Source organism: Nesterenkonia natronophila, from assembly GCF_003595215.1.
In the GTDB taxonomy this organism is placed as follows: Bacteria; Actinomycetota; Actinomycetes; order Actinomycetales; family Micrococcaceae; genus Nesterenkonia; species Nesterenkonia natronophila.
This window is the reverse complement of the sequence record NZ_QYZP01000001.1, coordinates 498343-512418: the sequence shown is the minus strand read 5'-3', so window position 1 is coordinate 512418 and position 14076 is coordinate 498343. Positions and strand designations below refer to the sequence as shown.

Here is a 14076-nt window from a genome sequence, read left to right as displayed (position 1 = left end):
CATCAGGAAGGTCTGTCGCACCACAGTCAAATACGCAGGTTTGCCCCACGTGGACTCCGTCACGGTGGACGCTGAGCTGCTGGGCCACGCCGGGATGCCACTCAAACAGCGCGACGTAGAGAACACCTTCTTTGAGTCAACCGCGAAAAAATCAGGGCCGTATCAGGGCAGAGTAAGGGCATGAACCCCGTGACAGAGGCACGACCGTCCCGCTAAGTTGGGAGATCCGGAACGACATTCGCGAGTAAGGGATAAGGAGCACATTATGGGACTGCTTTCACTGGGCGCCGGTGTAGCCATCGGTTACCTGATCGGCACAAAAACGGGCAAGAACAGGGTCGATGAAGGGGCTGAGCACGCCAAGAAGTCGGCGCAGGAGATCTGGGAGCGCGAGGAGGTCCAGGACTTCGTCTCCATGGCATCTGACACGGCGACGAGGGTCACGCACGAGGTTGCGGAAAGCGCCAAGAAAGCCGCCAAGTCCGCGTCAGAGGCTCTGCGAAGGGCCGCAGACAAAGCTGACGAGGCCCAGGGGATGATGGCCGACGTCGTAGACGAGGCAGAGGACACTGTGGAGGACAAAGCACAGAAGCTCACCGACGAGAAGGACTCGGGTAGCGCCAACTAGTCTTGGAAGAACCAGGGCCCCTGTCCACGCCTACGGGTGCTGGGACCCGATGTGCCGCCCATTGCTGTCGTATTCCTCGGCGAAAACCTTTGGGGGCCGGTCGCCTGGCCCGATTTCAACAGGTCCGGAGCAGCCCCAGTGCCTCGCTTCCCTGCATGCACCTGAGACATGTCTGTGGCTGGGGCGCCAGATATCCGCTTCCCCCGGGGTGGCTGGGATATCGACAGCGCCGCTGATGGGACTCCAGTCCGCGCCAGGGAGCCGGTATTCACCAATGAAAGTAGTGGTGACCTCAACTTGGTAGACCCCTGTGTCTAGGTAAATGTGAGAAGTCGGTGTCTCCACATCCAATGCGGGGATATCACGTTCCTCAGGGAGGTATAGAGTCGTGGGACCGCCAGGATCAAGAGATGAACGGCTGGTTCCATCGCCGAAGTCGAATCGATAATTAACTGGGATAGCGCGGATGTCTACGTCGATCCCAAGTAGCGATTCACTAAACGTTTGGGGCTCGACCTCGGCAAATACGTTGGTGTGCTGGTTGATATAGCCAAAACCAAGGAGCTCCTCGTCGAAAGAAACGGTGCCACCATCAATCGGCAGACTTAAGAAGGCCCGTTCCACTTCGCCGGGTATCTGCGTGAGGATCAGCTCCCAATCTGAGTCGGACTCCTCGGGCACTTCTTCTGTAAGTACTTGATCTATCGCAGCCGGCGGCGGGGCCTCCTCTGCGCACCTGGGCGCACCAAACTGTCCATTCCCCCGAACTAAAATGCACTCACCGCCTGTGGCATGGTTTGTCAGCGCAGCGGCAAAATTGAGACAGTCAGTGTCCAATTCCCCGTCGTCTTCCATGCAATAGAGCGAGGTCTCGCCGGTGGACCCGCTCTCCTGGTTGATTCGGGCACCAGGGTCTCGGCTAGGCGCACCCGAACGAGACTCGTTAGGGGATGCTTCAGGTCGAGGCACTCGTGTCAGTTCTTCCAAATCGTTCGACGGGTGACGAGTCTCGAGTTCCATCGCGATCCCGCGCTCTCCAAAACTAATACCTAAGTCACTCCTGGGTTCAACATCTGAGGAGTCGTCATGCTGACCCAAAATAATCCCGCTAAGAATAGTAATAAATAAAGAGTTGGTGATGAAAGCCATAATAACTAAACCTTCTTCATTTAAACCTAAACACTACTGATGTAAATTCAGCTGCGTTCAACGTATACGACACCTCTGCCACGAGTTGACGACTCGAGTTCACCTATAGTTCGATATTATTTGAATGGATCACTCGCCATTGGTCGCCTACATACCTAAACTTGAATTGGTAAGCCCCCACCTTGTTATGTCTGCTTATTCCTTGTTTTTCTTGGTTCCAGTAATACTCAAATTTTGATTCCTTCAAAATAAATAAACCACTCGCAATCTTGGAGGATTCCAATCGAACATGGATGTCCTTCACAACATCACTGTCACTTACGTACCAGCCGTCATTGGCAAATACGTCTCGGACCAACTCAAGTTCCGCTCGGCACATTTCACAATCCTCATGGGAGACTTCTTCCAAGGGCGCAGTTTCCCCAGTGATTCGGGCATAGTGCCGAGCGTCGAACCAATACTGAAGGAGAGCCTCTGCGCCTTCCTCTGTCGGTGCGTAGATTTCCTCTGGGGGTTCGGGAGCAGGCCAGTCTTGAGCTGGCCCCTCAGAGGAGGCCGGAACGGGGGTTGGGTCCGATGCTTCCGCCGCGCCATCGCCTGGACCGTCTTCCCCACCTTCCGGAGATGACTCGACGTCCCTTCCCGCAGTCTTATCGGCCGCAGACTCTAGGACGGTTGGTTGGGCCTCTTCAGCCTCAGCCCGCTCTGTCCCCTCCGCGCACCCTGCCAACGCAGTCATCAGCGCTGCAGCCGCAGCGGTCCCCACAACTCTGAGCTCTATCACCATTGGTCACCCGTTCGCGCCTTTGCGCGGCACGGCGGAGTCCCCCTGCAGCACCGCGAATCCATACACGTGCTCAGCCCTCATCAAGAAGTAAGGACTGTGCCACATAGCCTAACCAGACTTACTCCCTGGCACCAGACGCTCACCAGGATCTGTGGAAAACTTCCAACCGGCTAGCGTGAGGCCCGTTCGAGGATCTCCTCCATCACGGCGTCGTTGATCTTCCGCGGCTCCCCATAACTGGGGTAATGAAACTGCATGATGTTGGCATAAGGGTTGACCTCTAGCACCACAGCACCCTCAGCGGTCCCCAAATCCGGAACCAGCAAGTCAACAGCAGCAGCGCCTAGACCCGGGATAGCCCACAACCCATCCACCGCCAAGTCCTTGAGTTCCACACTGAGCAGGTCCAGCACATCCACCGCGATGCCGCCTCCCCGCCCGGTGTCAGCGATAGACGTCAGATACTGCAGCTTGCCTTCCGGAAGCACGCTCTCACGGCTCACTCCAACAGCCGCCAAGAACGAATCACTGACGTCGGGCTGGCGGCTCTTCAGATACTCGTTCTGTCGGCGAGGGGCAAGCTCCTGGTCAGCCAGTTTGCCTACCGTGGAGACCCCGTCACCAACGACGTAGAGCGGCAGTCGGGCCACCGCACCCACGACACGCCCACCAACCACATAGCACCGAACATCCAGTCCCGGAGTGTACTCCTCAATCACAATCAGATACCGCGACTCCGAGGTGGCCGAGCGGGCAGCCATCGCAGCCTGCCAGGCCGTGCGCAGCTCCGACTCCTTAGTGACATTGACGCTGATGCCCCTAGCTGCCCGACCAGCTGAGGGTTTCACTGCCACACGCTTGCCCAGGGCCTTCATGTACTTCACCGCCCGCGCAAAATCAGTGGGATTGATCGCCTTGCCCTTAGGAGTCGGCACTTCGGCCGAACTGAGGTAGCGCTTGGTCATAGCCTTGGAACGGGAAACCCGTCTGGCCTGATGGCTGACCAGGGACGTAATCACCCCATCCATTCCCCCTACGAGCACTCCCGAGAGGAAAAACAGTTGGTTCGACTCGGTGATCTTCTTGATGGTCATCCGCTTGCGGCGGGCTGCTCGCTGAAGCAGCTCGTCGTGAGAGAGAGTGGAGTTCCAGCGCCGCAACTGCGCGTACTGCGGCTCCACGTGCTCTGCGATGAAACGAGTAGTAGCTGTCGGATTCTTCCCCAGCTGCACCGTAGCGCGCTCACTCCTCGGCGCATCAGCCGGTGGCGGCGGAGGAGCCTGCCTGCGCCCAACACCCTGACCGGGAGAGGGAAAGTAAGTCTCTGGCATGGAATTCACCATAGCCTCACAGCGCAGCAGTAAAAAGAATATGCTCAGCCACGGCCTCCGCGACACCCCGCCCAGGCCCTAGGTCTGGATAGTGGTGAGGAACCGTGCTGGCGGTCTCATCAATACCGATCACTACGCCACCCTCAGCCGTGTCCAGTGAGCTCACCTGCATGTTGACGGCTCCTGCCAACAACCCCGGAACGCTGCACAAACCGTTGACCGCAAGCTGAGAGATGCCCTCATCCACACGGTCCGTGACGTCTATAGTCAGAGTCCTTCCGCCACCCTCAGGGTCTGGCATCACTCCGATCATGCTGACAACGGACTTTCCGACACAGTAGGCCTGGAGGAGAGCCGGATGATCCTGCTCATTTTCAGGCTCCTCCAGTTCGATAGGGAGCATGGGCTGGAACTGCTCGGAGGCGTCGTCGGCGCCAATGGCGTGCGGAACCTCCATGAGGTCCAGGTGAGCACGCAGCTGAGCAGGATCCCCGAGGAGTCGGCGCGAGTGCGCACTGACTAAGGTGGTCACTCGATTGGCGAATCCGCCAATGACGTGTCCGCGGAATTCGAAGACCCACCGGCCTTCGGTGATGCGTTTGGCAGTCACGCTCCGGCTCGCCAGCGCCGCAGCCAGCAGTTGGGAATCCCCGAGCAGGGGATCCGGACGGGTTGCGTTTATCTGTGCCTGTTGGGCGCGCAATGGTTCGAGGAGACTGAGCAGCTGGAGCATAGCCACTCAAGAATATCCCCACGCGAGGCTCTAAACCCCAAATGCGCCTGCGGTGGTCCTCCCCAGCCGGTGTCTGCTTTGAGTATCGCGTCCTGCCTCGGCAGGTTCAGCCCCCTGTTAACTGTGACCGCCGGAGTTGGAACCGGGCACCGTGATGAGTCTCCGCAAGATGGTCCCCTTGGCCGAAGAGTTTGTTCCTGAGAGTTCCCGGGGTGTATGCGGTCTTGTAGCGGCCCAGCCCCTGCAGCTCGGGCACCACGTACTCCACAATGTCTTCAAAGGTGCCCGGAGTGATGTGGTACGCCAGGTTGAAACCGTCAATGTCAGTCTCTTCCTGCCACTCGATCAGCTGCTGTGCCACGGTGGGCCCATCGCCGATGATGACCGGGCCGAAGCCTCCGACACCGACCCACTCCGCCAGCTGCCGCACCGTCCAAACCTCATCTTCACGGCCGGAGGCCTTCTGGAACGTTTCGACGGTGGACTGAATAGCATTTGACTCGACCTCGCCGATAGGTTGATCGAGGTCGAAATGGGAAAGGTCAATACCCATCCACCCCGACATCAGTACCAGCCCTCCCTCGGCGTCCACGTATCGAGTCAGGTCATCGTATTTGGCTTGCGCTGAGGTGCTGTCGGGACCCGTAACAATCGTCTGCATGGCGAAGATCCGAACGTCATAGGGGTCTCGCCCAGCGTCAGCCACCGCCCGGCGAATCCGTTGCACCGAGGCTTGAGCGAGTTCCTTAGTCGGCGGGTTGATGAAGACAGCTTCGGCATGTTTGCCGGCGAATGCACGTCCTCGGCTGGAGGCACCTGCCTGATAGACCACCGGCATGCGTTGCGGTGACGGTTCGACGACGCCGATCCCAGGGGTCTTGAAATATTCGCCTTGGTGTTCAATGCGGTGGACTTTCGTGGGATCGGTGAAGACCCCCGATTCTTTGTCTGCGACCACCGCGTCGTCTTCCCATGAACCTTCCAGCAGTTTGTACACCACATCCATGTACTCATCAGCGTGATCGTAGCGCTGGTCGTGCTCCATCTGGTCTTCCTGTCCCATGTTCTGGGCAGCTGAGGGCAGGTATCCGGTGACGACGTTCCACCCGACCCGACCTCCGGTCAGGTGATCTAATGTGCCGAGGCGACGGGAGAATGCGTAGGGGTGTTCATAGGCGGTACCCGCGGTGATGCCGAAGCCGAGGTTCTCGGTCACGGCAGCCATGGCGGAGACCAGCAGGAAGGGGTCCTGCAGGGGGATTTGGGCCCCCGAGCGCAGCGCTGCCTCAGGACTGGCTCCGAAAACATCATAGGGTCCGAGCACATCGGCGATGAAGAGCCCGTCAAAGAGGCCGTTCTCCAGCGTCCTAGCGATATGGGTCCAGTACGCGAGCGTGTTGTAATCTCGGGCTCGGTCCTCAGGGTGACGCCAGAGTCCCGGGGACTGGTGCACCACACAGTTCATGTCGAAGGCGTTGAATAAGATCTCTCGATGACCGGAGGGGGTTGTGGGATAGCTCATAGTTTTCTCTCTCAAGCCCAAGTCTTCAGTGCTTTGCGTTCGATGAAGCCGAGCAGGGTGTCGGTAATTTTTCCGAGAATGGCGAGCAGGACGATTGCCAGCAGCAACCGGTCAACCCGTCCATTGTTCTGCGATTCGATCAGCAAGAATCCCAGCCCTTCGGATGAGGCGAGTAACTCAGCGGCGACCAGGAACAACCAGGACTGGGCCAACGCCAGTCGCAGACCCGAGAACACCGGAGGAACCACGGCAGGAAGTTGCACTGTGGTCAGCAGCCGGGTGCCGTGGTAGCCGAAAGCGCGGCCAGCTTCCACCAAATGGGGGTCGACATGGCGCAGAGCTGAATGGACTGAAGTGAAGACGGGGAAGAATGCGCCGATGGCGATCAGCAGCACTTTGCCGTCTTCGCCGATGCCCACCCACAGCAGGATGAGCGGGACCCAGGCCAGGGAAGGTACGGCCCGGAAGGCCCCCACGGTGGGGTGGAGCAGGCCGTCGGCGATCCTCGACAGGCCCAGCAGTGAACCAAGCAGGAGGCCGACTCCTGCGCCAAAGAGGAATCCGAGCAGCACGCGTTGGACGGAGATACCCACGTGGGCGAACAGCGCTCCACCCTCAAACAGGCCCACCCCCGCATCTAGGACGCTCTGGGGAGCTGGCAGCTGCGTGGGGGTGAAGAGATCCAGCGGCCCCGTGACCAACCACCACAACCCGATGATGAACACTGGAACTGCGGCGCCGAGAAGTATGCGTCCACCGGGCAGGGACTTCGCCCGCCCGGGAGCTGCGGCCTGTGCTGCGAGTGTGGTGGTCATTGATCCTCGTCCTCGGTAATGGTGGCCTCATCGGCGGCGTCCTCAGTCCCCTGGGCGTCAGTGGCTTCGCGGTCTTCTGCGAAGTCTGACCGGAAGAGCGTTTCCAACGCCTCGTCGACGGCATCCTGGCTATCGACGTCGCCGTTCTCCACAAAGAAGGGCCCGACGGGTTCCAGCGCGGCGTGCAGGTCTTCGCCGGGGACTGGATCGATGTCGAAGCTGACCCGCTCGCTCAGCACGAGCTCCGCGACGTCGCCGTCGATGCTTGCGTATTCGGCAAGAATCTCGGCTGTTTCCTCAGGGTTGTCCTCCGCCCACTGACGCGCCTGTTCGTAGACGTTGATGACTACTTGGGCGATTTCAGGGTGGTTCTCCAGGAAATCACCGGTGGCGTTGACGACGCTGTATGTGTTGAAGTCGACATTCCGGTAAACCAGTTCCGCGCCATCAACCTCAGCGCTTGCCATGATGGGGTCTAGCCCCGCCCAGGCGTCTACATCACCGTTGTCGAGAGCCTGACGTCCGTCAGCGTGTTGAAGAGATTGAACTTCAACGTCGTCAAGTGAGAGGCCATGTTCAGACAAAGTCCGGGCGAGGAAGAAGAACGGATCGGTCGCGAGGGTGGCTGCAACGGTAGCGCCTTCGAGGTCGTCTGCACTGTCGATGCCCGAACCCTCCCGGGTGACCAGGGCCGACCATTCGGGCTGAGACTCGATGAGGATGGTGTGAGTGTCAGCACCGACCGCTCGGTTCAGAAGCGCAGCCGAGCCTGCCGTGGAGCCGATGTGAATGTTGCCGGCCCGGAGGTTCTCATTGGCCCGATTGGAGCCGTGGGACTGCATCCATTCCACGTCCACACCATGGTCCTCCAGCTCTTCTTCCAGCCAGCCGTGCTCCAGCATCACCAGAGAGAGCGGGTTGTAGGTGGCGAAGTCAATGTTGAGGGTGTCCAGCTCATCGTCTCCGCCGCAGGCGGCGGTGGCTAGGAGCGTCGCGGCTGCTGAGGCAGCAATCGCGGACTTGAGCCTGGTCTGGAGAAAAGTGGGCACGTGAGGACCTTTCATGGTGAATCGAGCAGAGGAGTGAGCAGTCAGTGTGGCTTCAGGGGGGCCGCGGCGCGGCCTACAGTTTCAGCGAGAGTCCACACCGAGGCCGGCGTACAGCTCAGCGCGCAGAGGCGCCAAGTCTGTGGCCGCACGGTCCCGAGGCCGGGTGCCCGGAACTGAGACGAGTGCTTTAACAGCGGCTCCCTCAACCGGGTCCGACTCATGGCGACCGAGTAGCAGAATGCGGTCGGCAAGCTGCAATGCTTCATTGACATCGTGGGTTACCAGGAGCACGGTGGTTCCGGTCTTGGCGTGCACGTCCAGGAGCAGGTCTTGCATTTTCAACCGAGTCAGTGCGTCGAGCGCACCGAACGGCTCATCCAGCAACAGGACCCCTGGCTGGCGGGCCAGCGCTCGGGCAAGGGACGCCCGCTGCGCCATCCCGCCTGAGATTTCGCGGGGACGCAAGTGGGCACGGTCGGAGAGACCGACAAGCTCCAGAAGCTCGTCCACGCGGGACTGACCCTCAGACTTACTGAGGTCTTTGGGAAGTCCAAGCTCAATGTTTTTTCGGATGCTGCGCCAGGGAAGCAGTCGAGGCTCCTGGAAACCGACTGCTGTGCGTTCGTCGTAGCGAGTAACAGCGCTATCACCGATGAGGAGGCTACCGGTGAACCCACTATCCAAACCGCCGACGGCCCGCAGGAGAGTTGACTTACCGCAACCGGATGCGCCCAGGATCGCGACGACTTCCCCTGGAGTGACCGTCATGGTCACGTTGCGCAAAACGGTCCTGCCACCGAAGGCGCGTCCCACCTCATTGAAGGTGACGGAGAGCGACTCCGGCGCCACAACCGGTGGAGGCATCTCGAGCTGATCAGACACAGTAGTGCGCAGCGGGTGCTCAAGAGCAGGTGCAGACGTCACGGAAAATCATCACTCCCATCGGCTCTGGCGTTAGCACCTTGCCCTGCGGCCGGTTGCTGCGACGTCTTCGGGCCAGATCCCTCAGTCGCTCTGGATGGTTTGTACAGCTGAAGTCAACTGTAAGTGTTCATTACTGTGATCCGCAAAAAACCATGGTGAGCGCGTCACAAGTCGTAAGATTCCTGGGTCATCGTGAGGCTCCTGATTCACCGATGGCGTTGAGCCCCTCAGGGAGAGTTCCATTGACTTCATAATCGCCAATTGACCGCGCACGGAACACGATCGGGTTATGTGTAGCGATGGTCTGCGCGTTGCGCCAGTGACGATCCAGCGCTTTGGACCGCAGCGTTGCAGATGCTCCTACGGTCTGGAAAAGTTCTTGGGTCACGGCCAGTACGAGGTCCGGCACTGTCACCTGCGCTTGCTGGACGGCGATCTCTGCAGAGTAGACGTCAGCTGGCAGCTCACCCCGGTGGCTGGCCCTCTGTGTTCCTGCCGCAAGCCCGCTCCGTAGGGCCTGGTCGTGAATCCTAGCCACCTCGACAACTGCAGCCTGAGCAACGAACGCCTTAGCGGACATGCGACCGACTACCTGTTGGATCAAAGGGTCTTGCTTGAAGGCTGCACCCGTTGCTGAGGTATTGAACGTTCTGGTGCGCCTGCGCAATAGGTTTGCCGCGTCACGGACTGCTGCGTGGGCGATTCCTACTTGGACCGCAAGCAAGTAGAGCTGGAAGAACGCAGCTTCATGGACTGCCTCATGCGAACCGTAGGAGCGATTCAGCAAGCTCAGCGGGGAGACCACCACATCCTCAAAAACGGTAGTGCCAGTACCGGTGAGCTTCTGCCCGAACCCATCCCAATCATCGGCTACAGTCACGCCGGCAGCATCGCGCGGCACCACAGCAAACCGTCGGCCTTTGTCGCCATCCTCTTGCGAGGCGGAGACCCGTGTGTAGTCGGAGAAGATAGTGCCGGTCGAGTAAAACTTCTCACCATTTAGGACCCAGCCGTCTTCTCCTGCCGTGAGAGTGGTGTTCAGTGTTCCCAGAGCGTTGCCACCCCTTTCCGTCGAGGCGTTGCCCACGGTCTTCCCCTTCAGCACCCTCGGATACCAAGCTTTTTGGATCTCTGGGGGTTGAAATCTCAGAGACTCCACGAATCCGAAGTGGCCCCGGTAGAGATGGGCGATGTTGGAGTCGGCCCGGGCCAGAGCGATGACCTCGCCAATGAGCTGCTCGACGCTCAGCCCTGGGCCGCCATGTTCGGTGGGCACGCGCAGCGCCCCGAAACCGCACTCGTCCAGAAGTCTGACCTCCTCAAAGGGCAGAATCCGGTGAAGCTCGCGCTCCACCGCCCCGCTGGCGATGGTTTCGAGGAGGTCGCCGGGAAGGAGAGTGTGCTGGTCTGCGGTTGTCTTCATCGGTTCGCCTCCTCCCATGCGGCATCCACGTCACGGTCAAACGCCGGGGTCAGCAGACCACCGAGGTACTCTCCGTACCACTGACGAACCTCGTCGGAATGATACGCGCTCTGCAATGCGTCATACTTCTCCGGCTCAGTCTCCCGGAACCCCGGCTGGGCGACGATCGTCATAGCGAACGGCAGCGCCTCATCCTGTGTCTCGATAATCAGTGCTTCCTCCGGCATGACATCTACCTCCGCCAAGAGCCTGGCGAAACCGAACACCGCGTGGACGTCGTCATAGACCGTGCCGACGGACTGCTGATCCACCTCCACAAACTCCAGATCTTTGGGGTTCGCGGTGATGTCGTTGACACTCAGCTCTGACGTATTCTTCGATTGGTCGACCTCGATCAGTCCAGCGCGAGCAAGCAGCTGAATGCCTCGACCGTTGTTCGCGGTATCCACGGGAAGGGCAATGTGAGCCCTGTCGGGGAGATCCTCCAGGTCGTCGTACTCCTTGGAGTAGATCCCTGAGGGCTGCTCGAACATGAAGAAGAGGGGTTCGAGGTCAAGATCGTGGTCCTGGTTGAACTGCCAGAGGTAGGTGAGGTTCTGGAAGAAGTTGACGTCGTACTCGCCATTGTCGACCGTGAAATTCGGTTGGAGGATGTCGGTGACATACGTGGTGTCCAAGGTCCACCCGTCCTCTTCTAAGAGGTCTTTGGCAATCTCGGTGGGTTCCTGGAACGGCGCGTTCTCGGTCACAACCATGCTGATCGTCTCACCCTGCCCTCCGCCGGGCATGAGTCCACAGCTTGTCAGCGCCAGAGCGGACGCGCCGGCTGCGGCAGCGGCCAACCAATCCTGCGAGATACGTGTGTGTCTCATGGTTCGGCTCCATTCCCTCATACGTCACCCTCAGTGAATTCGGTCCAGATTTCATCAGCGTTGTCCAAGGTGATGAAGTCAGCGAAGTCGATTACTCCACCCTGGTATTCGTTGAACCACTCCTCCACTTCAGAGGATTGGAAGGCATCCTGGAGGGCCCCTGCCTGTTCGTCTGTCACTCCGCCAGGCCCGACGGCGACCACGCAAGTGAAAGGTGTCCGGACCTCGTCACGCCCGTCCTCCAAGTGGACCAATGTGTCCTCCACCTCGTAACCCGCTTCAGCGACAAGCCGAACGAAGGCGAACCCCAGGTCCACATCTGGAAGCACCTGCGCTCCAGACTGCTGGTCGGTCTCAACGAACTGGAGATCTCTGGGATTCTCGGTGACATGATTCTGAGTCAGCTCGATGACCGGTACATCTTCATCTATCTCGATCAGCCCAGCATCGGCAAGCAGCTGTAGTGCCCGCCCATTATTGGACGGGTCCACTGGCAGGTTCACCTCAGCCCCATCCGGGACGTCGTCGACGTCGTCGTATTCCAAAGAGAACAGGCCCGAGGGTGCGTAGTAGACCGAGAACAGGGGTTCAACTTCCGTCTCATTGGCTCCATTGAAGTTGTTCAGGTATGCCAGGTGCTGGAAGTAATTGGCCTCATACTCACCGGAGTTGACCACCTGGTTGGGTTGATTGATATCGGTGACGTAGGTGATGTCAAGCTCATAACCCTGTTCCTCCAGCAGATCAGAGGCGATCTCTGCGGGCTCTTGGAACGGTGCGGATTCGGTGACCACAATGCTGATGGTCTCTCCATCTTGGCCGGCCAAGCCGCAGCCGGTGGCGGCAAGCGCAATCCCGGAGAGTGCGGCGGTGGAAGTGAGCAGGCGTCGTCGAACGTTCATAGTGAATCTTTCTTGGTCTGGATGAAGTAGGACAGGAGGCGCGTCAGGCGGAAACGCGCTTATCGGTCCAGCGGGCGGCGCGAGTGCCCCCGTACTGGACCACGGTCACCAAAATGACCATCAGGACACAGGCAACAACCATGGTCTCGGTCTCGTACCGGTAATAGCCGTAGCGGATGGCGAGATCGCCTATACCACCGCCGCCGACCAATCCGGACATGGCGGAGTAGGAGATGAAGCTGACGGTGGTGATGGTGATGGATCCGATGATGGCGGGCCTGGCGTCTACAAGCAGCACATTGCCAATGATCTGCCAGCGGGTGGCACCCATGGCACGTGAAGCCTCAACGGCGCCGGTGCCCAACTGAGTGATGTTCTGCTCGACCAACCGCGCGAAATAGGGAATCGCGTTGATCGTGAGAGGAACGATCACCGCCGCGGTGCCCACCGATGTCCCGACAATGAGGCGGGTAAAAGGGATGATGGCGATCAGCAGGATCAGGAACGGGAACGACCGCACCATGTTGACCACCGCAGAGACCACGGCGTGCGACCTTGGTGTGGGGTTCAGGCCCGCTGGAGCGTGACTCCAGAGCCAGATTCCCAGTGGCGTCCCGAGCAGCACAGCCAGCGGGATGGCCACCCCTATCATGGCGAAGGTTTCGAGCATGGCCTGGTTGATCTCGGGAAGGCGGTCCCGGAGGATTTCGAAACTCATCAGCGCAGACCACCTTCGACAGCTGCGAAGATCTTGTGTCCGCGTGGTTCAGCAGTGTCATGACGCGCAGGCTCGAATTTCTGATCATAGTCGTGGAAACTTTCCGCGGCGGGATCGAACCCTTCCCCAGTTCCGGGCTGCCCGGCTCGCCGGACGCTGATGCCGTCAGAGACCAGGTATCTTCCGATCGAGGTCCTAGGAGAGAACGCCGCACGGCGAAGATCACTGGCTTGGAACTGCTCGACGACGCTGCCGGCTTCCATCACGGCGATATTGTCAGCCAGCGCCTTGATGACTTCCATCTCATGGGTGACGACTACCACGGTGATGCCGAATTCCGTATTGATATCCGCCAGGTATTGCAGAACGCTGGCCGTGGTGAACGGATCGAGGGCCGAGGTGGGCTCATCACACAACAGAACCTGCGGTTTGGTGGCCAGCGCCCTTGCGATCGCCACCCGCTGCTTCTGCCCGCCGGAGAGCTGGGCAGGGTAGTTCTGGGTCTTGTCGGTGATATCGACGATCTCCAACGCCTCGGCTACTCGACGGCGACGATCCTGCCTATCTTTGACACCAGCGAACTTCAGCGAAAGCTCTACGTTCTGCAGAACTGTGAGGTTGTTGACCAGGTTGAAGCCTTGAAAAATCATGCCGATCTGATGGCGAGCTTGGCGCAGATCTTCTGCATTCAGCTCTGTAATCTCAGTGTTCCCGATCCATACCTGCCCGGATGTGGGCCTTTCGAGCAGATTGATATTTCGCAGAAGTGTCGATTTTCCTGCACCAGAGAAGCCGATAATCCCCTGAATACTTCCTGCTGCGATTTCTAAAGAAACATCGTCGACTGCCGCAATAGGCTTCTTATTACGATCAGCAAACGTGGTGGACACATGGCGTAGCGAAATCATGGTCTATCTCCATCGTTCTGGCGTTAGCACCTTGCCCTGCGGCCGGTTGCTGCGACGTCTTCGGGCCAGATCCCTCGGTCGCTCTGGATGGTGTACAGCAACGCACTCTACGTGGTGAACATATTCCCCCGTCAAGCCGTGTTAATAAATCGTCACCTCAGGAAACGCTGGGGAGCGTTGGTTGATATTTGCCTCAATGGAGCCGTACTGTTTCGTGATGACCATCCCGAGCGGCTGAGAGATCTGGCTCAGTGAAGCCGCAGCAACCCGGTGTTCTTGACGGGTGCTACCGCCAGGAACGATGGGAGACAATCT

At 59.3% G+C, this 14076-nt stretch carries 15 protein-coding genes and 3 riboswitches; of the genes, 2 read left to right on the top strand and 13 right to left on the bottom strand.

Annotation, left to right across the window (positions count from 1 at the left end):
• Window positions 1-49: 49 nt before the first annotated feature.
• Together D3250_RS12085 and D3250_RS02410 are read left to right on the top strand one after the other, a co-directional pair.
• Window positions 50-184, top strand: coding sequence for a hypothetical protein (locus D3250_RS12085; protein ID WP_264080514.1), 135 nt, complete (start codon window positions 50-52; stop codon window positions 182-184).
• 81 nt (window positions 185-265) lie between these two features.
• Window positions 266-628, top strand: a complete 363-nt coding sequence (locus tag D3250_RS02410; RefSeq protein ID WP_119901744.1) for a hypothetical protein — start codon at window positions 266-268, stop codon at window positions 626-628.
• Between the two features lie 30 nt (window positions 629-658).
• Here the strand turns inward: D3250_RS02410 and D3250_RS02405 are convergent, their stop codons facing one another.
• The 13 genes from D3250_RS02405 to D3250_RS02345 form a co-directional block, all read right to left on the bottom strand.
• Window positions 659-1777, bottom strand: coding sequence for a PKD domain-containing protein (locus D3250_RS02405; protein WP_147383460.1), 1119 nt, complete (start codon window positions 1775-1777; stop codon window positions 659-661).
• 103 nt (window positions 1778-1880) lie between these two features.
• Window positions 1881-2516, bottom strand: a complete 636-nt coding sequence (locus tag D3250_RS12165) for a DUF6318 family protein (RefSeq protein ID WP_225973147.1) — start codon at window positions 2514-2516, stop codon at window positions 1881-1883.
• Window positions 2517-2734: 218 nt separating this feature from the next.
• Window positions 2735-3895, bottom strand: a complete 1161-nt coding sequence (locus D3250_RS02395) for a hypothetical protein (RefSeq protein ID WP_158583046.1) — start codon at window positions 3893-3895, stop codon at window positions 2735-2737.
• Between the two features lie 16 nt (window positions 3896-3911).
• Window positions 3912-4628, bottom strand: a complete 717-nt coding sequence (locus D3250_RS02390; RefSeq protein WP_119901740.1) for a hypothetical protein — start codon at window positions 4626-4628, stop codon at window positions 3912-3914.
• Between the two features lie 106 nt (window positions 4629-4734).
• Complete coding sequence (locus D3250_RS02385) at window positions 4735-6150, bottom strand: LLM class flavin-dependent oxidoreductase (protein WP_119901739.1); 1416 nt, start codon at window positions 6148-6150, stop codon at window positions 4735-4737.
• Between the two features lie 11 nt (window positions 6151-6161).
• A complete protein-coding gene (locus D3250_RS02380; RefSeq protein WP_119901738.1) occupies window positions 6162-6965 on the bottom strand; it encodes an ABC transporter permease in 804 nt (267 codons plus the stop codon).
• Window positions 6962-8014 carry an aliphatic sulfonate ABC transporter substrate-binding protein gene (locus D3250_RS02375; RefSeq protein WP_225973092.1) on the bottom strand — a complete coding sequence of 351 codons (1053 nt, stop codon included), beginning with the start codon at window positions 8012-8014 and terminating at the stop codon, window positions 6962-6964. Before D3250_RS02375 ends, D3250_RS02380 begins: the two co-directional genes overlap by 4 nt.
• A gap of 81 nt (window positions 8015-8095) precedes the next feature.
• Window positions 8096-8878, bottom strand: a complete 783-nt coding sequence (locus D3250_RS02370; protein WP_119902254.1) for an ABC transporter ATP-binding protein — start codon at window positions 8876-8878, stop codon at window positions 8096-8098.
• 63 nt (window positions 8879-8941) lie between these two features.
• A riboswitch (SAM riboswitch) is annotated at window positions 8942-9039 on the bottom strand.
• Between the two features lie 86 nt (window positions 9040-9125).
• Window positions 9126-10361 (bottom strand): acyl-CoA dehydrogenase family protein, encoded by a 1236-nt coding sequence (locus D3250_RS02365; protein WP_225973091.1) that lies wholly within the window; start codon window positions 10359-10361, stop codon window positions 9126-9128.
• On the bottom strand, window positions 10358-11233 hold the full coding sequence (locus D3250_RS02360; protein ID WP_225973090.1) for a MetQ/NlpA family ABC transporter substrate-binding protein: 876 nt from the start codon (window positions 11231-11233) through the stop codon (window positions 10358-10360). The genes D3250_RS02365 and D3250_RS02360 overlap by 4 nt, the downstream gene beginning before the upstream one ends.
• A 17-nt stretch (window positions 11234-11250) precedes the next feature.
• Entirely contained in the window at window positions 11251-12135 is an 885-nt protein-coding gene (locus tag D3250_RS02355) for a MetQ/NlpA family ABC transporter substrate-binding protein (RefSeq protein WP_119901734.1), read from the bottom strand.
• A 43-nt stretch (window positions 12136-12178) separates the two neighbouring features.
• Complete coding sequence (locus D3250_RS02350) at window positions 12179-12853, bottom strand: methionine ABC transporter permease (RefSeq protein ID WP_119901733.1); 675 nt, start codon at window positions 12851-12853, stop codon at window positions 12179-12181.
• The gene (locus D3250_RS02345; RefSeq protein ID WP_119901732.1) at window positions 12853-13761 is read right to left on the bottom strand and encodes a methionine ABC transporter ATP-binding protein; all 909 of its coding nucleotides are present in this window, start codon (window positions 13759-13761) and stop codon (window positions 12853-12855) included. Before D3250_RS02345 ends, D3250_RS02350 begins: the two co-directional genes overlap by 1 nt.
• Before the next feature lie 6 nt (window positions 13762-13767).
• Window positions 13768-13855, bottom strand: a riboswitch (SAM riboswitch).
• Between the two features lie 124 nt (window positions 13856-13979).
• Window positions 13980-14069, top strand: a riboswitch (SAM riboswitch).
• Window positions 14070-14076 lie beyond the last annotated feature (7 nt).